Source organism: Agrobacterium sp. NPDC058088 (assembly GCF_042885035.1).
Classification (GTDB): domain Bacteria; phylum Pseudomonadota; class Alphaproteobacteria; order Rhizobiales; family Rhizobiaceae; genus Agrobacterium.
Map to the genome: position 1 here is coordinate 438,226 of NZ_JBHVSU010000003.1, position 21,313 is coordinate 459,538.

At 59.7% G+C, this 21,313-nt stretch carries 20 protein-coding genes and 1 riboswitch; of the genes, 15 read left to right on the plus strand and 5 right to left on the minus strand.

From position 1 onward, the window contains the following. Positions 1-183: 183 nt before the first annotated feature. The 3 genes from ACFVTJ_RS12025 to argE are packed head-to-tail and all read right to left on the minus strand — an operon-like array spanning position 184 to position 2,639. Positions 184-540, minus strand: a complete 357-nt coding sequence (locus ACFVTJ_RS12025; protein ID WP_269342740.1) for a cupin domain-containing protein — start codon at positions 538-540, stop codon at positions 184-186. Between the two features lie 28 nt (positions 541-568). Continuing rightward, positions 569-1,492 carry a 2-hydroxyacid dehydrogenase gene (locus ACFVTJ_RS12030; RefSeq protein ID WP_386907597.1) on the minus strand — a complete coding sequence of 308 codons (924 nt, stop codon included), beginning with the start codon at positions 1,490-1,492 and terminating at the stop codon, positions 569-571. Positions 1,493-1,514: 22 nt separating this feature from the next. Then, positions 1,515-2,639 (minus strand): acetylornithine deacetylase, encoded by a 1,125-nt coding sequence (gene argE / locus ACFVTJ_RS12035; protein ID WP_386907599.1) that lies wholly within the window; start codon positions 2,637-2,639, stop codon positions 1,515-1,517. A gap of 202 nt (positions 2,640-2,841) precedes the next feature. Here argE and ACFVTJ_RS12040 point away from each other — a divergent pair, with 202 nt between their 5' ends. From ACFVTJ_RS12040 to ACFVTJ_RS12060, 5 genes are all read left to right on the plus strand, one after another. After that, on the plus strand, positions 2,842-3,720 hold the full coding sequence (locus tag ACFVTJ_RS12040; RefSeq protein WP_386907601.1) for a GNAT family N-acetyltransferase: 879 nt from the start codon (positions 2,842-2,844) through the stop codon (positions 3,718-3,720). A 50-nt stretch (positions 3,721-3,770) separates the two neighbouring features. Continuing rightward, a riboswitch (cobalamin riboswitch) is annotated at positions 3,771-4,006 on the plus strand. A gap of 157 nt (positions 4,007-4,163) precedes the next feature. Beyond that, positions 4,164-5,195 carry an ABC transporter substrate-binding protein gene (locus ACFVTJ_RS12045; protein WP_386907603.1) on the plus strand — a complete coding sequence of 344 codons (1,032 nt, stop codon included), beginning with the start codon at positions 4,164-4,166 and terminating at the stop codon, positions 5,193-5,195. Next, positions 5,192-6,220, plus strand: a complete 1,029-nt coding sequence (locus ACFVTJ_RS12050; protein WP_386907605.1) for a FecCD family ABC transporter permease — start codon at positions 5,192-5,194, stop codon at positions 6,218-6,220. The genes ACFVTJ_RS12045 and ACFVTJ_RS12050 overlap by 4 nt, the downstream gene beginning before the upstream one ends. Further along, positions 6,217-7,017, plus strand: coding sequence for an ABC transporter ATP-binding protein (locus ACFVTJ_RS12055; protein WP_386907607.1), 801 nt, complete (start codon positions 6,217-6,219; stop codon positions 7,015-7,017). The genes ACFVTJ_RS12050 and ACFVTJ_RS12055 overlap by 4 nt, the downstream gene beginning before the upstream one ends. Next, positions 7,014-7,493 (plus strand): pseudoazurin, encoded by a 480-nt coding sequence (locus tag ACFVTJ_RS12060; protein ID WP_386907609.1) that lies wholly within the window; start codon positions 7,014-7,016, stop codon positions 7,491-7,493. Before ACFVTJ_RS12055 ends, ACFVTJ_RS12060 begins: the two co-directional genes overlap by 4 nt. Positions 7,494-7,690: 197 nt before the next feature. Here the strand turns inward: ACFVTJ_RS12060 and ACFVTJ_RS12065 are convergent, their stop codons facing one another. Continuing rightward, positions 7,691-8,515, minus strand: a complete 825-nt coding sequence (locus ACFVTJ_RS12065; RefSeq protein ID WP_386907611.1) for a class I SAM-dependent methyltransferase — start codon at positions 8,513-8,515, stop codon at positions 7,691-7,693. A gap of 113 nt (positions 8,516-8,628) precedes the next feature. Here ACFVTJ_RS12065 and ACFVTJ_RS12070 point away from each other — a divergent pair, with 113 nt between their 5' ends. The 10 genes from ACFVTJ_RS12070 to ACFVTJ_RS12115 all read left to right on the plus strand — a co-directional run bounded on the left by ACFVTJ_RS12070 (position 8,629) and on the right by ACFVTJ_RS12115 (position 20,401). Further along, positions 8,629-9,762, plus strand: coding sequence for an ABC transporter substrate-binding protein (locus tag ACFVTJ_RS12070; RefSeq protein WP_386907613.1), 1,134 nt, complete (start codon positions 8,629-8,631; stop codon positions 9,760-9,762). A 96-nt stretch (positions 9,763-9,858) separates the two neighbouring features. After that, a complete protein-coding gene (locus ACFVTJ_RS12075) occupies positions 9,859-10,998 on the plus strand; it encodes an ABC transporter substrate-binding protein (RefSeq protein ID WP_386907615.1) in 1,140 nt (379 codons plus the stop codon). Further along, on the plus strand, positions 10,995-12,062 hold the full coding sequence (locus ACFVTJ_RS12080) for a FecCD family ABC transporter permease (protein ID WP_386907617.1): 1,068 nt from the start codon (positions 10,995-10,997) through the stop codon (positions 12,060-12,062). Before ACFVTJ_RS12075 ends, ACFVTJ_RS12080 begins: the two co-directional genes overlap by 4 nt. After that, positions 12,056-12,808 (plus strand): ABC transporter ATP-binding protein, encoded by a 753-nt coding sequence (locus ACFVTJ_RS12085; protein WP_111806202.1) that lies wholly within the window; start codon positions 12,056-12,058, stop codon positions 12,806-12,808. The genes ACFVTJ_RS12080 and ACFVTJ_RS12085 overlap by 7 nt, the downstream gene beginning before the upstream one ends. 188 nt (positions 12,809-12,996) lie before the next feature. Then, positions 12,997-14,841: a type I secretion system permease/ATPase gene (locus tag ACFVTJ_RS12090; RefSeq protein ID WP_386907620.1), complete on the plus strand. Its 1,845-nt coding sequence runs from the start codon at positions 12,997-12,999 to the stop codon at positions 14,839-14,841. Next, positions 14,828-16,141 carry an HlyD family type I secretion periplasmic adaptor subunit gene (locus tag ACFVTJ_RS12095; RefSeq protein ID WP_386907622.1) on the plus strand — a complete coding sequence of 438 codons (1,314 nt, stop codon included), beginning with the start codon at positions 14,828-14,830 and terminating at the stop codon, positions 16,139-16,141. The genes ACFVTJ_RS12090 and ACFVTJ_RS12095 overlap by 14 nt, the downstream gene beginning before the upstream one ends. A 208-nt stretch (positions 16,142-16,349) precedes the next feature. Next, on the plus strand, positions 16,350-16,637 hold the full coding sequence (locus ACFVTJ_RS12100; protein ID WP_386907624.1) for a hypothetical protein: 288 nt from the start codon (positions 16,350-16,352) through the stop codon (positions 16,635-16,637). After that, entirely contained in the window at positions 16,634-17,563 is a 930-nt protein-coding gene (locus ACFVTJ_RS12105) for a sugar ABC transporter substrate-binding protein (RefSeq protein WP_386907626.1), read from the plus strand. The genes ACFVTJ_RS12100 and ACFVTJ_RS12105 overlap by 4 nt, the downstream gene beginning before the upstream one ends. Before the next feature lie 232 nt (positions 17,564-17,795). After that, positions 17,796-19,337 carry a sugar ABC transporter ATP-binding protein gene (locus ACFVTJ_RS12110; RefSeq protein WP_386907628.1) on the plus strand — a complete coding sequence of 514 codons (1,542 nt, stop codon included), beginning with the start codon at positions 17,796-17,798 and terminating at the stop codon, positions 19,335-19,337. Positions 19,338-19,369: 32 nt separating this feature from the next. Further along, a complete protein-coding gene (locus ACFVTJ_RS12115; RefSeq protein WP_386907630.1) occupies positions 19,370-20,401 on the plus strand; it encodes an ABC transporter permease in 1,032 nt (343 codons plus the stop codon). A 102-nt stretch (positions 20,402-20,503) separates the two neighbouring features. Here ACFVTJ_RS12115 and ACFVTJ_RS12120 read toward each other — a convergent pair whose 3' ends face one another. Beyond that, positions 20,504-21,259 carry a gamma-glutamyl-gamma-aminobutyrate hydrolase family protein gene (locus tag ACFVTJ_RS12120; protein WP_386907632.1) on the minus strand — a complete coding sequence of 252 codons (756 nt, stop codon included), beginning with the start codon at positions 21,257-21,259 and terminating at the stop codon, positions 20,504-20,506. Positions 21,260-21,313: the final 54 nt, after the last annotated feature.

The window sequence follows — 21,313 nt, forward strand, 5'->3', positions numbered from 1 at the left end:
CCTTTTTGGATGCGCCTCAAGGCTAGTCCCTGATGGCAAGCAGCATCGACCGAGTGCGGCGGCGGCGGTGAACGAAAATCCTGTTTTGTCGCCAGCGGACAGCGCAATCTTCGGTGCGTGTGTCCGTCGGCATTTTCTGGGCACAAACCTTCACGGCTGATGCCGAAAGTACGGGATTTCAGTTCAGCCGTTCACGGTGACGTAGATCTTGCGGACGGTCTCGATGGTCTTCCATACGCCGACGAAACCCGGCTTCATGACGAAGCTGTCGCCCGCCGTGTAACGCAACGGTGCGCCGCCCTCCGGCGTGATTTCGATGACGCCTTCGAGAATATGGCAGAACTCGAAGGTCTCGCCCTTGATAGAGCGGCTTTCGCCGGGGGTTGCTTCCCAGATGCCGGTATGGACGGTGCCGTTGCGGGCTTCGTCCAGCGCCCAGGTCTTGAAGGCCGGGTCGCCGGAGATGAGGCGTTCAGGCAGGGCCTTGGAGGCCTTGGGTTCGAAGGCGGGATTGGTGTCGATGGTTTTGAGAAGCGGCATGGGTGTCCTTTCCTGGAACGGTGTGGGTTTAATATCCGCGGTTGCGATCAACGAGGCCGAGCGGCTCGAGACCGGACTGGTATCGTTTGATGTTCTCGACAACGGTTCGGGCTGCCGAATGCGGCTGGGTGACGCTGGCGACATGCGGCGTCAGGAGAATTTTTGGATGTGTCCAGAAACCATGGTCTTCCGGAAGCGGTTCGGGTTCGGTCACGTCAAGCACCGCGCCGGAAAGCCTGCCGCGATCCAGCGCGTCGACGAGCGCATCGTGATCGAGCTGCCTGCCGCGACCGGCGTGGACTAGACCCGCGCCCTCAGGCAGCATCCCCAGACGTTCGCCGTTCAACAGACCGGTGGTTTCCTCCGTCAGCGGCAGCAGGCAGACGAGTATATCGCTTGTCGAGAGGATCGTGGCCAACCCGGCCTCGCCATGATGGCAGGTAACACCATCGATCTCGCGCGGTGAGCGGCTCCAGCCGGACAGCGGAAAACCGAAGGGTCTGAGCCGCTCCAGCGCCGCAATGCCCAGCATGCCGACGCCGAGAACGCCCACACGACATTCGTCCGCCTGGCGCTGCGGCAGGGCTTTCCACAGGCCCTGACGCTGCTGGCTGACATAGGCGGGCAAATTGCGGTGAAGCGCCAGCACGCCAAGGATCACATATTCCTGCATCATGCGGATGATGCCCTCGTCCACCATGCGCACGACCTTCACATGGGGAGGGACGGCGTCGATATGAAACTGGTCGACACCTGCACCGATAGAGAACAGGATTTCGAGGTTACGGTAGCGGCCTATATCTTCGGGCACCGTCCAGCTGATGAGGTATCGAACCGTGTTCGGGTCGACGCTTGCGGCATCCATCGAAAAGGGCAGATCCGGCAGCTCGCGAGCGAGCGCCTGCCGGAAAATCTCGCCGCGTCTGGCGTCGGAATTGAAGAAAAACGTCATTTGAAATCCGTGTTTCGAAGGTTCAAACCGTGCAGCGGTTTGCCAGTTTTTCCAGCATTGACTGGCAGCCGGACAATTCGCCGGCGGTGATATATTCATCCGGCTTGTGGGCGCGACCGATGTCACCCGGGCCGCAGATGATGGCGTCGATACCGGCCGCCTGGAAAAGCCCGGCCTCGGTGCCATAGCTGACGGCGGCGATGCAGGGCGCGCCGGTCAATTCTTCCAGAAGCTTTGCCAGTGGCGCATCGCCGGCAAGGGACAATGCCGGATAGTCGCTCATCGGTGTCCATTCGATATCGATGCCCTCAGCGGCGAGCGTTTCCACGCCATCTCGCACCGGCTGAAGCAGCGCGAGTGTCGAAACGCCGGCAATCGCGCGCGCTTCCAGCTCGATGGCGCAATGGTCTGGAATGATGTTGAGCGCCTGTCCGCCCCTCACCGTGCCGATCTGCAAGGAGGAGTAGGGCGGCTCGAAGGTCGCTTCGAAAGGCCCCTGTGTCAGCGCCTGCGCTGTTGCGACCGCCTTTGCCATGATGCCGGTCATGAGGTGAATGGCGTTGACGCCCTGATCGGGCCGCGATGAATGGCCGGAGCGGCCACGAATGGTGATGCGCGCGGCGGCCTTGCCTTTGTGGGCGCGCACGGCAAGCAGATTGCTCGGCTCGCCGATGATCGCGCCCACCGGCTTTGCGCATAATTCCGGCAATCGGGCGATCATGTGCGGCACGCCGCGGCAACCGGCCTCCTCGTCATAGGAAAAGGCAATGTGTACCGGTCGTTTCAGCGCCATGCGCGAAAATGCCGGTGCTGCGGCGAGAACAGTGGCGAGAAAACCCTTCATATCGGTGGTGCCACGCCCGTAAAGACGATCGCCTTCGGTTCTCAGCGTGAAGGGATCGGAGGACCATTCGGGCTCACCGGCGGGCACCACATCCATATGGCCGGAAAGGATATATCCTGCGACATCCGTCGGGCCGAAGCTCGCGAAGAGATTGGCGCGGTCGCCTTCGGGCCCGGCCAGCAGCGATACTTTCGCGCCGTGGTTTTCCAGATAATCGGCGATCCATCCGGCGATATCGCCGTTGTCGGTTCCGACGACCGATGGGAAGCCGACAAGACGCTCCAGAATTTCGATTGCGTTCATGGCTGCCTCCGCTGCTTCAACGCCGAAAGCTTAGAGTGGCAGGCGGCGTTTATCTGCTGAAATGCGCATGTTTTCGGTAGATTGTTGTGTCCTTCCAGTGCTTTCGGAAAATTCGTGCTGGCAAGGCTGGTTATCTTCGGAAGTCGTGGGCTGGGCTGCCGGGATCAAGGTTCCGCACCGGAGGAAATGAGAGCCGTTTGCTATGGAGCTGCTCAAGGTCGATAGTTTCGAGTTGCGAACCGTGGATATCGCCGATGTAGAGGCGGATCATCTGCATGCCCTCTCCATGGCTGTTGGATGGCGATACCACGCGAATGAATGGTGTTTTCTGCGGCAGTGTGGTGTTGGCCTCGCGGCACTTGATGAGATCGACCGCGTCGTCGCAACCGCCATGCTGTTTCCCTGTGATGAGGGTTTTGCGACGCTCGGCATGGTCATCGTTTCGCCGCGCCTCCAGGGGCAGGGTGTGGCACCATGGCTGGTGCGGCGACTTCTGGAAAAATTCCCAGCCATATCACTAAGACTCAATGCCACGAACGAGTCGAGGCGGTTGTTTGCCGGGCTGGGTTTTGCCGGAGAGACGGAAAAAGTGCATCTCTTTCGGGGAAAAGCGCAATGTCCGGCAGAGATGCCGTCCCCTGGCAGAAAACAGAAGATTGAGCCGCTATCAGAAGACCATTTTGCCGATGTGGTTGACATGGACCGGGCGGCTTTTGGCATTTCGCGCCGACGCGTCCTGTCGCGCCTTCTCAGGGAAAAGACAGGCTACGGCCTGTTCGAGGCTGGCCGGCTTGTCGCTTTTGCCTTTCGCCGGGCAGCGGGGCGAGGCCATATCGTGGGTCCGGTCGTTGCAGTGGAGGAAACGGATGCAATCGCGCTCGTCAGGCGGCATTTTGCCGATCTGGAAGCACAGCTTGTCCGTCTCGATGCCGTGCGCGACAGCGGCTCCTTTTCCGATTTTCTGGCGCAATCCGGCCTGGTGGTGATCGAAACGCTGACGACCATGTCCAAAGACGTGCCGCAGCCCATGGGGTCCGGCGCGGCAAAGATTTTTGCGCTGGCGGGTCCTTCCCTGTTCTGACTTTGTGCTGAGCTGCGACACGATCGCAATTGACGCCCCGTCTGTTGCCCCTTATGTGAGAAAGGGACGGTTCCTGCAGCCGAAAGGCGAAGGGATTAATAGGGAACATGGTGCGGGCGATCTTTTTCGTCCAATGCCGTGGCTGCCCCCGCAACTGTAAGCGGATTGTCGTTCATCCCAGTGACGCTCAAAGGCGTCATGCCACTGTATTTTTCGGAATGCGGGAAGGCAGATGAGAGACGCAAATCCGTGAGCCAGGAGACCTGCCGTCAAAATATGAACCATCGTTACGGGCGGGGAAGCCCGGAGGAGGATTTTGTAATGTTATTTCATAACATTTCGTTTGCGTCCTATTACCGTTCTCCGTACAAGACGTCCCGCTGTTGCTGCGCGTTCTGACGCCTGCTGCTCTGGAATAAGTTTTACTTTCGACTGGAGAACACATGTTTCATTCTAGACGCCTGCCGGTCCATGCCGGCTTTCTGGCTGCCGTACTTTTGGTTTTGCCTGTTGTCGGTGCCAATGCTGCCGAAACCACCTATCCCCTGACAATCAGCAGCTGCGGTCAGGAGATCACCTTCAAGCAGGCGCCCGCCCGCACCGTTTCCGTTGGCCAGAGCACGACAGAGGTTCTTTACCTGCTTGGTGTTGCGGACAAGGTCGTCGGCACGGCGCTGTGGATCGGTCCAGTTCTTAAGGGCTACGAGGAGGCCAACGCCAAGGTCGAACGGCTGGCCGATAACGATCCGAGCTTCGAGGCCGTTGTCGGCAAGAGGCCTGAACTCGTTACGACGCAGTTCCAGTGGCAGATCGGTCCCGAGGGTGTTGTTGGCACGCCGGCGCAATTCGCCGAACTCGGTATTCCCGTCTATACCTCGCCTGCCGATTGCGTCGGTAAGGACAATTCCGGCGGCGGTGATGGTGTGCGCAACACCGGCTTCACCATGGAGCTGATCTATCAGGAAGTCCGCGACCTCGCCAAAATCTTCAACGTGCAGGATCGCGGAGAAGAAGTTGTTGCCGACCTGAAGAAGCGCGAGGAAGCCGCCCGTGCGAAGATCGCCTCCGCCAATGGCAAGCTTTCCGCCGTCTTCTGGTTCTCCAGTGCCGAACTGGATATCGATCCCTATGTCGCCGGCCGTAATGGCGCTCCCGGTTACATCATGTCCGCGCTGGGCTTGAAGAATGTCATTGAAAGCGATGAGGAATGGCCGACCGTCGGCTGGGAAACCATCGCCAAATCCAATCCGTCTGTGGTTGTTGCCGGCAAGATGGATCGACGTCGTTTCCCCGCCGATGACATTGCCGTCAAGTTGAAGTTCCTGGCCAGCGATCCCGTGGCAAGCATCATGCCCGCCGTGAAGGAAGGTCGTGTGTTTGAGATGGATGCGCAGGCGATGAACCCGACCATTCGCACCATCGAAGGTATTGAAACGCTGGCCGAGGCGATTTCGGCCGCTGGCCTTGCCAAGTGAACCGTTTCTCCACCCATCTTGGCAGGGCGGGGCTGGCATTTGCCGCGCTCGCCCTGCTGCTTGTCGCGCTGATGGCCGGGGCGGCCATCGGCGAAACTGCCATCCCTCTGGATGTTGTAGTAAAGACGATTGCCAACCGCGTTTTCCACGCGGGTTATCCGCTTGAACCGCTGGATGAGGGCATCGTGTGGAGTTACCGTCTCAGCCGCGCCGTTGTTGCCGCCTGCTGCGGGGCGTCGCTGGCGCTCGCCGGGGCGGTGCTGCAATCTCTTTTGCGTAACCCGCTTGCCGATCCCTATATTCTCGGAATTTCCGCCGGCGCCTCCACCGGCGCCGTCGCCGTGGCGCTTCTGGGCTTCGGCGCGGGCTTTCTGACGATGCCGGCGGGCGCTCTCATCGGCGCTTTTGTCGCTTTTTCGCTGGTCAGCCTTCTGGCCGTGCGGGCGGGGCATGGCAACAGCGCCATCATTCTGGCGGGCGTTGCCGGTTCGCAGCTGTTCAACGCCATGACCTCCTTCATTGTCACCAAATCCGCCAATGCCGAACAGGCGCGCGGCATCATGTTCTGGCTGCTCGGCAATCTTTCCGGCGTGCGCTGGCCGGATGTCTGGCTGGCGCTACCGGTCAGCCTTGCGGGTCTTATCGTTTGTCTCTGGTACGCGCGGGCGCTCGATGCCTTCGCCTTCGGCGGTCAGGCCGCAGCCTCGCTCGGCATTCCGGTGCGCTGGGTCTATACGGTGCTGATCTCTGTTTCCGCCATCATGACGGCTGCGATGGTGTCGCTGGTCGGCTCCATCGGTTTTGTGGGGCTCGTCATTCCCCACGCCGCGCGCATCTTCGTTGGTGTCCGCCACGGCATATTGCTGCCGGTGACGGCGCTGACCGGCGCGGTTTTCATGATCGTCGCGGATATTCTCTCGCGTATCGTCATTCCGGGACAGGTGCTGCCGATCGGCGTCATCACCGCACTGGTCGGTGCGCCCGCTTTCGCCTTCATTCTGGGGCAGAAGCGGGGGCGATCATGAAATTATCCGCCCACGGCCTGCATTTTCATGCCGGCAATATCGATATCGTCCGCGACATTTCGCTTGATGTCGGCTCCGGGGAGTTTCTCGGCATCATCGGTCCCAACGGGTCCGGCAAGAGCACGCTTCTGTCCATGCTGGCCGGCATCCGCAAACCGCGACGTGGACACGTTACGCTTGGTGAGGATCCACTTGGCTCATTGGGGCGGCGCGAGCTTGCCCGCCGGCTCGCCTTCGTTGAGCAGCAGGCTGAAACCACCGAGCGCATCACTGCGCGGCAGGCGGTAGAGCTTGGACGGACGCCCTATCTCGGCCCGCTCTCCGCCTGGTCGCAGATTGACGACGCCATCGTTGATGCCGCGCTTGCCAATGTGGATATGGCCGACAAGGCGGAACGCAGCTGGCACCACCTTTCCGGCGGTGAACGGCAGCGCCTGCATATTGCACGAGCATTGGCGCAGGAGCCGCACATCCTGCTGCTGGACGAGCCAACCAATCACCTCGATATCGGACACCAGATCGGCCTGCTTGATCTTGTGCGCCGGCAGGGGCTGACCGTTGTGGCGGCGCTGCATGATCTCAATCATGCTGCCATGTTCTGCGACCGCGTCGCCATCATGCATCGGGGCGAGATGATCGCGGCCGGGCCGCCGCGCGAGGTCCTGACGGCGGCAAGGATCGCCGACGTTTTCGGGGTGGAATGTGCGGTCAGCACGGATGAGGGCGGTTTTTCCCATATTCGTTTTCTGCCGGCCCACGGGCGGGCTGATCCAACAAGGAAAGTACTGGCACGATGAGGACATCGACGACACTCGCAAGCTCCGCTGCAAAGGTCAGACTTTTTTGCGTCACTGCCGTCATTGCGGTGGCGTTCACGTGCTTTCCGCTTCTGGCTTCAGCCGAGACCTTCGAGGTGAAAATGCTGAACCGGGGCGAAAAAGGCCCCATGGTATTCGAGCCCGATTTTCTCGAAATAGCGCCTGGCGACCGCGTGCGCTTTGTGCCTACTCACAAGAGCCATAACGCCGCGACCATTGATGGCATGATCCCGGAAGGTGTCGAGGGTTTCAAAAGCCGGATCAATGACGAATTCGAGACCGGCTTTGAAAAGCCGGGCTTTTACGGCATCAAATGCTCGCCGCATTACGGCATGGGCATGGTCATGCTGATCAAGGTCGGCGAGGCTACCCTGCCGCAGAGCTACCGCACGGTGGACGTGCCCGGCCGTGCGAAGCCGCGCTTGGAGGAATTATTCGAGCAGGCGGGAAAATGAGGTCCGGCGGAAATCTTGAGAGGCGGTTCAGATCGTCTGGGAGGGTGCTTGCAAAGTCCGCAGACCTTCCCTTCGTCATGCTCGGGCCTGTCCCGAGCATCTGCAACCGATTGATTTTACGACACGTTGGCAGATCCTCGGGACAAGCCCGAGGATGACGTAGTATATGCGGATAGTGAAGGCGGCTATGGTTTCCCTCACGCCTTTCCGGAAACATCCGGCTTCTCCGCGCACACAGCATATCGGTGCTGCAGCCCACGCAGGATGCCCTTCAGCAGGCTGAAGTTTTTCGCCTGGGCGCGATGGATGGCCTGAAGCTCCTGATCGATCGAGACAGGCTTGAAACCGGCCGCATGCAACATCGTCGCGACATCGCCGGCCCTTGCACCCTTCGAAAAATAGACCCGCGAGAGGATGCTATTGAAGGTGTTTTCCGGGTCCGCCGGCTTGTGCGGCTGGTCCGGTTTGACGAGGCCGATACTCTCCAGGCCGGTGGCCAGTTTTTTCACCAGCTTTTCGCGCCAGCCGGTATTCACGAAATCGCCGTCGACGATCAGAAGCCGCCCGCCGGGTTTCAGAACACGGAACCATTCGGCGAAGCTTGCCTGCGGGTCTACCAGCGTCCAGACGAGATGGCGGGTAATAATGACGTCGGTGCTTTCATCCGGCTCCATCGTATTTTCGGCATCGCCGACAAAAAAGCGGATGTTGCGCCCACGGCTTTTCGCCTTTTCCCGGGCAAGGGCCAGCATCGTTTCCGACCAGTCCATGCCGGTGACCTGAAAACCGAGATCATCCATGAGGTGCGAGATGACGCCCGTCCCGCTGGCAAGATCAAGCGCCTTCCGGCCCTCGCCGTGGCCCAGATGTTTCAGGATAAGCGCGTGCCAGGCTTCACGTTCGTCTTCGGAGAAAATTTCGTGTCCGGGTGAGAGGTCGAAAGTCGCGGCGCGGCCGGACCAATAGGCCTTTATCTCATCTCTAAGGCTGTCGTTTTTACCGTAATGGATAGTGTCGATCATTGGTCTTCAGCTCATGTGCCGGTCAGTTAAGAATGGCTCTAAAACATAAATGTTGACTAGTACAGTCAGAAAATAATACAGCCGCGCCAGTCAACACTGGAGAGCAATATCCGATGCGCATTTCAGCCAAATCCGCGGCACTTGCCCTTGGCCTTCTCGTATCTGCCGCATGGCCGGCATTCGCCGAAAAGGTCACCGTCAAGGATGTCACGGGCCGCGATGTCGAAGTCAATGTGCCCGTTTCGCATGTGATCCTCGGCGAAGGCCGGCAGATCTATTTCCTGGCTGCGCTCGACAAGGAAAACCCTTTCCAGCATGTGGTGGGCTGGCGCGACGACCTTGGCAAAGCCGACCCGGAAACCTATGCGGCCTATCTCGCCAAGTATCCTGAGATTGCCAAGCTGCCGACTTTTGGCGGCATGAAGGACGGCACCTTCGATATCGAACAGGCCATTGCGCTGAAGCCTGATGTCATCCTGATGAACATCGACGCGAAGACGGCCACGCAGGAGGCCGGTTACATCGAGAAGCTCGAGAAGGTTGGCATTCCGCTGGTCTATGTTGATTTCCGTGAAAAGCCTATGGAAAATACCGAGCCGAGCATGCGCCTCATGGGCAAGCTGACCGGCAAGGAAAAGATCGCCGAGGACTTCATCAAGTTCCGCGCTGATGCCATCGCCAAGGTCACTGATACGCTTGAAAAGGCCAATCCGAAGAGGCCCGTCGTGTTCATGGAACGCGCCGGCGGTTATTCCGACGATTGCTGCATGTCCTTCGGCAACGAGAATTTCGGCAGGATGGTCGAGCTTGCCGGCGGCATCAACATGGCCAAGGACATCATTCCCGGCACCTTTGGTAACGTCAATCCGGAACAGATCATCGCCTCCAACCCGGAACAGATCATCATCACCGGCGGCAACTGGGACGGCTATGTTCCGGGCGGCAACTGGGTCGGCGTCGGTTATGGCGCGGATCTGAAGGAAGCCCATCGCAAGCTTGAAAACCTGACCAAGCGTCCGGCTTTCACCGGCGTGCAGGCAGTCAAGGACGGCAATGTTCACGCCATCTGGCACCAGTTCTACAACAACCCGTACCAGTTCGTGGCTATCCAGGAAATCGCCAAGTGGCTGCATCCTGATCTCTTCAGCGATCTCGACCCCGAGGCCACCTTCAAGGAACTGCATGCGCGCTTCCTGCCGCTTGACTACAAGCCCGGCTACTTCGTGTCGCTGAAGGACGCGAAGTAATTCAGGGACGGTGAAGGGGAGCGCCGTCCGATCGATGGATGAAGCCGCAGCGATGCGGTTTCATCGTTCTGCTCAGGAACTCAGTGAGGATTTCTCATGCGGCTCAACGCTCTCAGGCATCTTGCGGTGCTCGCCTTTTCCCTTCTCGCCGTGACGGCACATGCCGGGGAGATTACCGACGTCGCCGGGCGCAAGGTCGAACTAGACCTGCCGGCCAAGCGCATCATCGTTGGCGAGGCTCGCCAGGTGCATGTGATCGCTGCGCTCAAGGGCGATCACACCTTCGATACCATCGTCGGCTGGCGTGACGATCTTCTCAAAAAGGACCCGGACAGCTACGCCGCCTATGTCGAGCGTTTTCCCGAGATCGAAAAACTGCCGCGTTTCGGTTATGTGCCGCAGGGGGATTTCAGCCTGGAAACGGCCATCACCCTGTCGCCGGACGTGATCACACTCAATCTGGAAGCGGAAAAGTCCGCGAAGGAAAGCGGTTTCGAAGATAAGGCCGCGGCCGCCGGTATCAAGGTCATCTATCTCGATTTCCGCATCGATCCCGAAAAGAACAGCGAAGCTTCAATCAAAATCCTCGGCAAGCTCTTCGGCGCCGAAGACCATGCCAGGGAATTCATCGCCTATCGACGTGCTGAAATCGCCCGCGTGACCGATCGACTTGCCAGCGTCAAGGACCTGAAGCGCCCGAAGGTCTTCATCGAGCGTGCACCTGGCATTTCCGGTGAGGACAATTGCTGCCGCACCTTTGGTCCGGTCAATTTCGGCGCGATGGTCGATCTCGCCGGCGGCCACAATATCGCCGACGGTATCATCAAGACGACCTTCGGTGATCTCAATCCCGAGCAGCTCGTGATCGCCGATCCCGACCACGTCATCGTCACCGGCTCCAACTGGGCGGCCGAATCCGATATAAACCAGTTCGTTCCCGTCGGACGTGGCGCCGATATGGCCCTTTCCCGCGAGAGGCTCGCCAACCTGATGAAGCGCACGCCGTTTCCTGAACTGAAGGCCGTGAAGGAAGGCAATGTCCACGCCGTCTGGCATCAGTTCTATGGCGCTCCATACGAGTTCTTCCCGATCCAGCAATTCGCCAAGTGGTTTCATCCCGATCTCTTTGCCGATCTCGATCCGGAAAAGAATTTTGAGGAATTCCACCGGAAATTCCTCCCCGTCACCTATAAGCCGGGCTATTTCGCCTCGCTCGAAAAAGGTTTGAACCAATGACTTCGCTGAATGAAAGCGCCGTTGGCGTCAGCGGGCGCGATCAATACCGCGCCCTTGCCGCGCGCAGGATCCTCATCCTCGTCGGGCTTTTCCTTGCCCTGTGTTTCAGCATGGCCGCAGACATGGCACTCGGCCCGGCGCGTTATACGCTCTCCGAAGTTCTGGCGACCATCGCCGACCCGGCAGCCGTCGGAAACCAGCTTCGGGTGGTGATCTGGGATATCCGCATGCCGATCGCGCTGATGGCGGTTACCGTGGGTGCCTCCCTTTCGGTTGCGGGCGCGCAGATGCAGACCATCCTGTCCAACCCGCTCGCCAGTCCCTTCACGCTCGGCATTTCGGCTGCTGCAAGCTTCGGCGCGGCGCTGGCGCTTGTCGGTGGCGTGGCGATATTTCCGGGAGCGGTGCATTACATGGTGCCGATCAACGCCTTCATCATGGCTATGGTCGCCGCGCTCTTCATCCATTTCGCTTCAACGATGCGGGGCGTGACGGTGGAAACCATCGTGCTGCTGGGCATCGCCCTGGTTTTCACCTTCAATGCGGCGCTGTCGCTGCTCGAATATCTGGCGTCCGAACAGGCACTCGCTGCTGTGGTTTTCTGGACCATGGGCAGCCTGACCAAGGCGACCTGGGACAAGGTTTACATCACCGGCGCCATCCTGCTGGTCACCGTGCCGCTGTTCATGCGCAATGCCTGGGCGCTGACGGCGCTGAGGCTTGGTGACGACAAGGCAGCCAGCATGGGCATCAATGTACGCAGGCTGCGCCTGACCACCATGCTGACGGTCAGCCTTCTGGCCGCCATTCCGGTTTCCTTCGTCGGCACCATCGGGTTCGTTGGGCTGGTCGGTCCGCACATTGCCCGCATGGTAGTGGGTGAAGACCAGCGTTTCTTCCTGCCGGGCTCGATCATCTGCGGCGCGCTGCTTCTGTCGGCAACCTCGGTCATCAGCAAAATCCTCATTCCCGGTGCGATACTGCCGATCGGCGTCATCACGGCGCTTGTTGGCGTACCTTTCTTCTTCGCGCTCATTTTCGGCAACAGGAGACGCGCATGGTAATGCTCGCACTGAAGGATGTCGGGGCTGCCTATGGCCGCACCACGGTCCTCTCCAAGGTCGGCATCGACACGCTGGAAAGCGGCAGTGTTACGGCCGTGATCGGCCCCAACGCCGCTGGCAAGTCGACGCTTTTCAAGCGTATCGCCAGCCTCATTTCCGGCCCCGGACTGGTTGAACTGTCGGACACGGCCCGCGGCAACCGCGCCATCTGCTACATGCCGCAGGATACCGGTGCCAACGCCGTGCTGACGGTTTACGAATCCGTGCTTCTTTCCGCCAAGCAGGGCGGTGGCTGGCGCGTTCACGATGATGAGCTGTTTGAGATCGACGCCATTCTCAAGGCGCTGAAAATCCACGATCTTGCCTTCCGCGGCCTCGGCGAACTGTCCGGCGGCCAGCGGCAGCTCGTGTCGCTGGCGCAGGCGCTCGCGCGCAAGCCGGAAGTGCTGCTGATGGACGAGCCGACCTCCGCACTCGATCTTCACCGGCAGATCGAGGTTTTGGGGTTCGTCTCCGATCTCGCGCAGAAAACCGGCATGATCGTGCTGATCGCCCTGCATGACCTCAACCACGCGCTTCGGTATTGCGAAAATACGATGGTGATTGCGCGCGGTGAAATGGTGGTGAGCGGCAGTACCGAAGCGGTGATTACGCCTGCCATGCTGCGCGATATCTATCGCATCGATGCCCGCATCGAGCCATGCTCGCAGGGCAGGCCGATGGTTATCGTCGACGGGGCGATCTGACAGCCGCGGCGGTGTATGCACAGTCTGGTAGGTAATTTGTTGTGGTACAAGTCCGAAGCAAATGCCGTTATCCTTAAGATGAAAGTCCGACCGGTGCCGCTTCGTTCTGCGGTGCGGGCACGTCGTGACCCAAGGTTGGATGTCATTTCCATTTCATCGACGCTTGCCGCGTAAAGGGAAACCAGGCTGTGGGCTTCCAGAACCACCAGCAGACACCGTCGCAGTCATTCGCCGCGGCGATTGTTGCGCCCCTCAAAGGCACATTTCTGGGCGTCGCCCTTGTCAGCGGCGTGGTCAACATACTGGCGCTCACTTCACCGCTGTTCATGCTGCAGGTCTACGACCGGGTGCTGGCCAGCGGCAGCCTGCCGACGCTGGTCGGGCTCGCGCTGCTTGCGCTTGGCCTTTACGGTTTCCAGTGCCTGCTTGATATCATCCGCGCCCGTGTTCTGATCCGCATCGGCGAAGATTTCGACATGCGTTATTCCGGCAGAGTACATGATGCGGTGGTGCGCCTGCCGGTCGTCAATCGCATGCCGGGCGACGGGCTGCAGCCGTTGCGCGATCTGGACAATGTGCGTGGCTTCCTCTCCGGCACGGGTCCATCGGCCTTTTTCGATCTGCCGTGGATGCCGCTTTATCTCGGCATATGTTTTCTCTTTCATGTCTGGATCGGCGTGACCGCACTCGCTGGTGCCGTGCTGCTGGTATCCCTCACGATCCTCACGAACACCTTTTCGCAAAAGCCGATCCGCGACACCATGGTGGAAAACATGGCACGCAACCGGCAGCTGGAAGCATCTCGCCGCAATGCAGAGGTCGTGCAGGCCATGGGGCTGGGCCGCCGGCTCGGCCAACGCTGGCAGTACTCCAACGAGGCCTACCTCGCCGCCAACCGCAAGGCGGGCGACGTGGCGGGCGGTCTCGGCAATCTCGCGAAATCGCTGCGCGTCGTGCTGCAATCGGCCATTCTGGCAGTCGGCGCCTGGCTGGTCATCAGGCAGGAAGCCTCGGGCGGCGTGATGATCGCGAGCTCGATCATGATGGGCCGGGCACTGGCGCCAGTCGATCTCGCCATTTCCAACTGGAAGTCCTTCGTTGCCGCCCGGCAGAGCTGGTCGCGGCTGAGAGAGCTGTTTGCGAAGATGCCCGCCAGTACCGCCGCCATGGCTCTGCCGAGACCTGAAAAGGAATTGCGGGTCGAAAATGTCACCATTGTTCCGCCGGGAGACAGAAAACCCACCGTTACCGGGCTCGGTTTCGTTGTAACCGCTGGAAATGCGCTGGGTGTCATCGGTGCTTCCGGCTCGGGCAAATCCACGCTGGCGCGCATTCTCACTGGTGTCTGGATGCCCGCTGCTGGCAAGGTGCGGCTGGATGGCGCGAGCTTCGATCAATGGGATCGCGAAGCGCTCGGCCGCCATATCGGTTATCTGCCGCAGGGGGTAGAGCTTTTCGATGGTACGATCGGCGAGAATATTTCCCGTTTCGAAGACAATCCCGATCCAGAGGTCATCATCGCAGCCGCCAAGGCGGCCGGTGCGCATGAACTGATCCTACGTTTTGAGAAAGGTTATGACAGCAATATCGGCGAGGCGGGTTCTGCGCTTTCTGCCGGACAGCGCCAGCGTATCGGCCTCGCCCGCGCGCTTTACGGTGATCCTTTTATCGTGGTGCTGGATGAGCCGAATGCCAATCTCGATGCCGAAGGCGAGGCCGCTGTGGTCAAGGCCATTACATCGGTCAAGGCGCGCGGCGGCATTGCTATTGTCGTTGCCCACCGGCCGAGTGCCATCGGCACCGTCGATTTCATTTTGATGATGGAAGAGGGGAGAATGAAGGCTTTCGGTCCACGCGACGAGGTGCTGTCGAAGGTGCTGCGCGCTCCGCAAGCGCAGGCGGCCAAGGGATTTACCGCAACGGCCCAGGCCGTTGCGCCGCTGCGCGTTGTTGCCAATGCGCAACCCAAACCCGCGCTGGTGGACGATGTTCAGGATGAGAGCCAGGAAGGAGATGCCGATGTCAAACATTGACCAGCGAACCCGTGTCTCCCGCTCCATCCGCAAACATCTCCTTGCCGGCCTTGCCGCAGGCGTTGCGCTGCTGGCCGGTGTCGGCGGTTGGGCAGCAACGACCAATCTTGCCGGCGCGGTCGTTGCCTCCGGTCATCTGGTGGTGGATTCCTATACGAAGAAGGTGCAGCATCCGAAGGGGGGTGTTGTCGGTGAAATCCTGGTGAATGAGGGGGACAGGGTGAAGGCGGGTGACGTGCTCATGCGTCTCGACGCCACCCAGACCCGCGCCAATCTCGCCATTGTCACCAAGCGTCTGGATGAGCTTGGTGCGCGCATGGCAAGGCTGGAAGCGGAGCGCGATGGCCTTCCGGAACTTATCTTTCCGCAGGCTCTGATAACGCGCAGGGACGATCCCGATGTCGCCTCTGCCATGCGCAGCGAAACGAAGCTGTTCGAATTCCGAAAATCCTATCGCGAGGGCCGCAAGGCGCAGCTTGCCGAGCGCATTACCCAGTTCGAGCATGAGATCGAAGGGCTGAAGGCGCAGGAGGTCGCTTATGAGAATGGTCTTGCGGTTCTGCAGGCGGAAATCACCTCGCAGAAATCCCTGCGTGAACAAGGTGTCGTGTCGGTGCAACGGTTGAACAGTCTGCAAACTCAGGCCGCCACGTTTGGCGGTGAGCGTGGTGAAAAAATCGCCTATCAGGCGCAGACGGCGGGCCGCATCACCGAAACCAAGCTGCAGATCCTGCAGATCGATCAGGAACTGCGCACTGAGGTCGGCCGGGAACTGCGCGAGATACAGGCCCAGATGGGCGAGTTCGTCGAGCGCAAGGTCGCCGCCGAGGATGAGCTGAAGCGCATCGATATCGTCGCGCCGCAATCTGGCATGGTGCATGAAATGGCCGTGCATACTGTCGGCGGCGTGGTGACGCCGGCCGATCCGATCATGCTGATTGTGCCCGACGGAGATGAGCTGGCGCTGGAGGTGCAGATCGTGCCGAAGGATATCGACCAACTTCAAGTAGGACAAAAAGCCATGCTGCGCATGACGGCCTTCAACCAGCGCGTCACGCCGGAATTGGAGGGTCACGTCAGTCGCATCGCGGCTGACGTGACCACCGATCAGCGCACCGGTCTTTCCCATTATCTGGCGCGGATTTCCGTCCCCGTCTCCGAGCGCAAGAAGCTGAAGAGTGCACCGCTGGTCCCGGGCATGCCCGCCGAGGCCTTCATCCAGACCAGTGAAAGAACGGCACTGTCCTATATCGCCAAACCACTTACCGACCAGATCAGCCATGCCTTCCGCGAGGAATAGCGAGTTTTTTGCCGGTCTATATGCGACGCCCGGACTAAGGGTAACCATCATCAACAGAGGTTGCGCATTACAGGGGAAGAAATCCGATGTTCCCCCGGCTTTGGAAAAGGTCCGCGGATCGCGCTTTGGAATAAATCTTCTATCTGTGCAGAACTGACCCTCGTTTTGGAGCTGTGCTCGCAATTTCAGAGGCTTACGGCCGCTCGCGATGAAGCCGCGCGGGCACCTGCGGAAATTCTCCACCTTCATCATCACCTCCACGCACATCACGGGGCCTCCGGAATTTCTCATCATCACCGCCTTGTGTGCCCCTCTCCAGCAATGCTGCGAAGAAAGCATTGACGTTCGATCCAAAAATGGAATAAATATATCGAACGGGCAGAAAATCGGTTTCATTATTCCGTTTTCTGACTCTGAGGAGGTTGCGGCGGGCTTTCGGGTTCGCCTCCGGCTGGGAGAGGCGGCGCCGGACGCCATGGAGGAGAAAACACAATGAAGAAGCTTATCATCGGCGCAGCCATGTCTGTGCTTCTCGGCACGGCGGCACATGCGGAGACGGTCGGTGTCTCGATGGCGCTGTTCGACGACAACTTCCTGACCGTGCTGCGTAACGGCATGCAGGATTATTCCAAGGAACTGAAGGGCGTTACCCTTCAGGTTGAAGACGCGCAGAACGACGTTGCCAAGCAGCAGAGCCAAATTCAGAATTTCATTGCTTCCAAGGTCGATGCCATCATCGTCAACCCGGTTGATACGGATGCGACGGCGGCCATGTCCAAGCTCGCCGCCGACGCCAAGATTCCGCTGGTTTATGTTAACCGCCAGCCGGTAAACGTCGACAGCCTGCCCGACGGCCAGGCCTTCGTGGCCTCTGAAGAAACCGTTGCCGGCACGCTTGAAACCAAGGAAGTCTGCCGCCTTCTCGGTGGCAAGGGCAAGGCCGTTGTCATGATGGGCGAACTGTCCAACCAGGGCGCGCGCATGCGCACGCAGGCGGTCCATGACGTTCTGAAAACCGACGAGTGCAAGGGCATTTCGATCGTTGAAGAGCAGACCGCCAACTGGCAGCGCACGCAGGGCTCCGACCTCGTCACCAACTGGCTGTCCAGTGGCGTCGAGTTCAATGCCGTCATCGCCAACAACGACGAAATGGCCATCGGCGCCATTCAGGCCCTGAAGTCTGCCGGTAAGGACATGAAGGACTATGTCGTCGCCGGTGTGGATGCGACGCAGGACGCCCTTGCTGCCATGCAGGCGGGCGATCTTGACGTCACGGTCTTCCAGGATGCCGCAGGGCAGGGCAAGGGTGCACTCGATGCCGCTCTGAAGCTCGTCAAAGGCGACAAGATCGAGAAGAAGGTCTACATCCCCTTCCAGCTCGTCACGCCTGAAAACGTCAAGGACTACGTGGCCAAGAACTAACGCCCGCTTCCGGCATCTGCGCCCGTTTTCGATATAGGGGGCAGATGCCGGTTCTCGACGGCGCCGGAGAACGAACTTCGGCGCCTGCGCGGGCAAGGGTTGAATTTCAGTGAATTCAAACTGTTACAGCGCTCTTTGATCGTGACCGACATGGCGCTGTAAGCCTCCCCGGAGGCGAGGCGCCTTATGGCGGAGCCTGTCGCCGGTATTTTTGTCTATTGTGGAGGGTGAGATGGTCGTCAGTCCATCGACAATGGCCGCCGTGCGCGCCAGTGGAGCCGTGCCGAATGCGGAGTTTCTTCTCGCGGCGGATGGCATACGCAAGGAATTTCCCGGCGTCGTGGCGCTCGATGATGTGCAGTTCCACCTCAAGCGCGGCACCGTGCACGCGCTGATGGGCGAGAATGGCGCCGGCAAATCGACGCTGATGAAGATTCTCGCCGGTATCTATCAGCCGGACAACGGCGAAATCCGCCTGAAGGGCGCGCCGATACGCCTTGATTCTCCGCTCGATGCGCTGGAGAACGGCATCGCCATGATCCATCAGGAACTGAACCTGATGGCTTACATGACGGTTGCGGAAAACATCTGGATCCGCCGTGAGCCGAAAAATCGGCTGGGCTTCATCGATCATGGCGAAATGTATCGCCGCACCCAGACCCTGCTGGAGAGGCTGGGCATCGATCTCGATCCGGAAACGCGTGTCGGTGAGCTTTCGGTCGCAAGTCGTCAGATGGTCGAGATTGCCAAGGCGGTTTCATATGATTCCGACGTTCTCATCATGGACGAACCGACATCGGCCTTGACGGAACGCGAGGTCGAGCATCTCTTCCGCATCATCCGCGACCTCCGTGAACGCGGTATCGGCATCGTCTACATCACCCACAAGATGAACGAGCTCTTTGAGATTGCCGACGAGTTCTCCGTCTTCCGCGACGGCAAATATATCGGCACCCATGCTTCCGCCGATGTGACGCGTGACGACATTATCCGCATGATGGTGGGTCGCGAAATCACGCAGATGTTTCCGAAGGAAGAGGTTTCGATCGGTGACGTGGTGCTGTCGGTCAAGAACCTGACGCTTGATGGTGTGTTCCATGACGTGTCATTGGATGTCCGCGCCGGTGAAATTCTCGGTGTTGCGGGTCTTGTCGGTTCGGGTCGCTCCAATGTTGCCGAAACAATTTTCGGCGTGACGCCCGCTTCCTCGGGTACGATTTCAATCGACGGCAAACCGGTTTCGATCGACAGCCCGACAAAGGCTATCGGTCACCGTATGGCGTTTCTGACGGAAGACCGCAAGGATACCGGATGCCTGCTGATCCTCAATATTCTTGAGAATATGCAGATTGCCGTTTTGCAGGACAAATATGTCTCGACCGGCTTCGTGCAGGAAAAGGCCCTGTCGGATGCGTGCGAGGATATGTGCCGCAAGCTCCGGGTCAAGACGCCGCATCTTTACGAGCGCATCGAAAACCTTTCGGGTGGCAACCAGCAGAAGGTGCTGATCGGCCGCTGGATGCTGACCAAGCCGCGCATTCTTATTCTGGATGAGCCGACGCGCGGCATCGATGTTGGGGCCAAGGCGGAAATTCACAAGCTGGTTTGCGAGATGGCGCGCCAAGGCGTCGCCGTCATCATGATTTCCTCCGAAATGCCGGAGGTTCTGGGAATGAGCGACCGCATCATGGTCATGCATGAAGGTCGGGTGACGGGTTTCCTTGACAGAAGTGAAGCCACGCAGGTGAAGGTGATGGATCTCGCATCGCGGTGAGGCGCGCCGGGATTTCTCGAGGAGGAATGATTATGACTACGAACGCCACCGCCAACGCAGAGTTGGATGCTAAATCCGGGCGCAAGCCGCACCGGCGCATTCCGCCCGAGGCGAATATCTTTTTCGTGCTGATCGGCATCGCGCTGGTTTATGAAATTCTCGGCTGGATTTTCATCGGTCAGAGCTTTTTGATGAACCAGCAGCGCCTGACGATCATGATCCTGCAGGTATCTGTCATCGGCATCATCGCCGTCGGCGTGACCCAGGTCATCATCACCGGCGGTATCGATCTCTCTTCTGGTTCCGTCGTCGGCCTGACGGCAATGTTGGCCGCCAGCGTGGGGCAATCGTCCACGTGGCCGCGGGCGCTTTATCCAGGGTTGACCGATCTGCCCTTCTTTATCCCGCTGGCCGTCGGCGTATTGGCCGGTGCCCTTGCTGGTTTCATCAACGGGCAGCTTATTGCGCGCACCAAAATTCCGCCTTTCATCGCAACGCTCGGCATGATGGTGACGGCGCGTGGTCTTTCCAAATGGTACACGAAGGGCCAGCCGATCTCGGGGCTGACGGACGGTTTCAACTTCATCGGCACGGGCATCTGGCCGGTCGTGGTGTTCCTCGTCGTTGCCATCATCTTCCATGTGGTGCTGCGTTATACGCGTTACGGCAAGTTCACCTACGCCATCGGCGCCAATCAGCAGGCAGCACGCGTTTCCGGTATCAATGTCGAGGCGCATCTTATCAAGGTCTATGCCATTGCGGGCCTGCTGGCCGGTCTCGCCGGTGTCGTCACCGCCGCCCGCGCACAAACGGCGCAGGCCGGTATGGGCGTTATGTATGAGCTTGATGCCATCGCCGCAGCCGTTATCGGCGGTACATCGCTTGCAGGCGGCGCCGGCCGGATTACCGGAACGGTCATCGGCACCATCATCCTTGGCGTCATGACGTCAGGCTTCACCTTCCTCCGGGTCGACGCCTACTATCAGGAGATCGTCAAGGGCCTGATCATCGTCGCCGCCGTTGTCGCTGACGTTTACCGCCAGAAGAAGCGCGCAAAGCGCTAAACACTCCTCCTCCCGGACTTGGGGCAGGCTTTCAGGGCTTGCCCCTTTTTTATGCTCTGACGACAGCGACGCAATCCGGGTTCCAGGGCAGGGAGTGGATTGTCAGGCCTTGCTGTTTCGATACTGATAAACAGCTTTGCCGAAGGCTTCGAATAATGCACGGGATGGTGCATCCGTCTCAGCCCAATATTCCGGATGCCATTGCACGCCGACGGCAAAGCCCTTGGCGTCGATGACGGAGACGGCCTCGATGGTGCCGTCCGCGGCCGTCGCTTCTACCTGCAGGCGCGGTGCGGTCTCGGCGATCGCCTGCCTGTGCAGAGAATTGATTTGGATTTCGCCCGACATGCCGAGATGCTGCGCAATGCAGGAGCCTTCACGCACATGCACCGGCTGGCGGATGGCGAAAGCGACGTCACGGTCGTCGTGTTCCGGCTTGCGGTGATCCCATGTTCCAGGCTGTTCCTGAATTTCGGACGCCAGCGTTCCACCAAGTGCCACATTCAGCTCCTGAATACCGCGGCAGATGGCCAGCATCGGAATGCCGCGCTCAATGGCGCGGCGGATGAGTGGCAGACTGGTGGCGTCGCGGGCCGGGTCGAAGGGGCCGTCGCTTTCCTGGGCTTCTTTTCCGTAGAGGGAAGGGTGCACATTGGTGGCGGACCCGGACACGAGCAGGCCATCCACCCGATCGAGAATGGCGTCCACCTCGTTACCGTCCTCGAAGGCCGGGACGATGAAGGACATGACGCCCGCCACCTTCAATGCGGCGGAAACATACTGGTTCTGCGCGGCGTGCCAGTCGGCTCCGGCGAAATGCCTGATGTCGGCGGGGACGGCGATAATGGGTTTTGGCATGGTGGCTCCGGGACGAATCTTCAAAATTTGTGCGACTGCCGGTGGGCCAAGTCA

What these genes read in the sequence shown, in the direction of transcription:
- ACFVTJ_RS12025 (WP_269342740.1), bottom strand. Translation starts at nt 540, where the DNA reads ATGCCGCTTCTCAAAACCATCGACACCAATCCCGCCTTCGAACCCAAG.
- ACFVTJ_RS12030 (WP_386907597.1), bottom strand. Translation starts at nt 1,492, where the DNA reads ATGACGTTTTTCTTCAATTCCGACGCCAGACGCGGCGAGATTTTCCGG.
- argE (WP_386907599.1), bottom strand. Translation starts at nt 2,639, where the DNA reads ATGAACGCAATCGAAATTCTGGAGCGTCTTGTCGGCTTCCCATCGGTC.
- ACFVTJ_RS12040 (WP_386907601.1), top strand. Translation starts at nt 2,842, where the DNA reads ATGGAGCTGCTCAAGGTCGATAGTTTCGAGTTGCGAACCGTGGATATC.
- ACFVTJ_RS12045 (WP_386907603.1), top strand. Translation starts at nt 4,164, where the DNA reads ATGTTTCATTCTAGACGCCTGCCGGTCCATGCCGGCTTTCTGGCTGCC.
- ACFVTJ_RS12055 (WP_386907607.1), top strand. Translation starts at nt 6,217, where the DNA reads ATGAAATTATCCGCCCACGGCCTGCATTTTCATGCCGGCAATATCGAT.
- ACFVTJ_RS12060 (WP_386907609.1), top strand. Translation starts at nt 7,014, where the DNA reads ATGAGGACATCGACGACACTCGCAAGCTCCGCTGCAAAGGTCAGACTT.
- ACFVTJ_RS12065 (WP_386907611.1), bottom strand. Translation starts at nt 8,515, where the DNA reads ATGATCGACACTATCCATTACGGTAAAAACGACAGCCTTAGAGATGAG.
- ACFVTJ_RS12070 (WP_386907613.1), top strand. Translation starts at nt 8,629, where the DNA reads ATGCGCATTTCAGCCAAATCCGCGGCACTTGCCCTTGGCCTTCTCGTA.
- ACFVTJ_RS12075 (WP_386907615.1), top strand. Translation starts at nt 9,859, where the DNA reads ATGCGGCTCAACGCTCTCAGGCATCTTGCGGTGCTCGCCTTTTCCCTT.
- ACFVTJ_RS12080 (WP_386907617.1), top strand. Translation starts at nt 10,995, where the DNA reads ATGACTTCGCTGAATGAAAGCGCCGTTGGCGTCAGCGGGCGCGATCAA.
- ACFVTJ_RS12085 (WP_111806202.1), top strand. Translation starts at nt 12,056, where the DNA reads ATGGTAATGCTCGCACTGAAGGATGTCGGGGCTGCCTATGGCCGCACC.
- ACFVTJ_RS12095 (WP_386907622.1), top strand. Translation starts at nt 14,828, where the DNA reads ATGTCAAACATTGACCAGCGAACCCGTGTCTCCCGCTCCATCCGCAAA.
- ACFVTJ_RS12100 (WP_386907624.1), top strand. Translation starts at nt 16,350, where the DNA reads ATGAAGCCGCGCGGGCACCTGCGGAAATTCTCCACCTTCATCATCACC.
- ACFVTJ_RS12105 (WP_386907626.1), top strand. Translation starts at nt 16,634, where the DNA reads ATGAAGAAGCTTATCATCGGCGCAGCCATGTCTGTGCTTCTCGGCACG.
- ACFVTJ_RS12110 (WP_386907628.1), top strand. Translation starts at nt 17,796, where the DNA reads ATGGTCGTCAGTCCATCGACAATGGCCGCCGTGCGCGCCAGTGGAGCC.
- ACFVTJ_RS12115 (WP_386907630.1), top strand. Translation starts at nt 19,370, where the DNA reads ATGACTACGAACGCCACCGCCAACGCAGAGTTGGATGCTAAATCCGGG.
- ACFVTJ_RS12120 (WP_386907632.1), bottom strand. Translation starts at nt 21,259, where the DNA reads ATGCCAAAACCCATTATCGCCGTCCCCGCCGACATCAGGCATTTCGCC.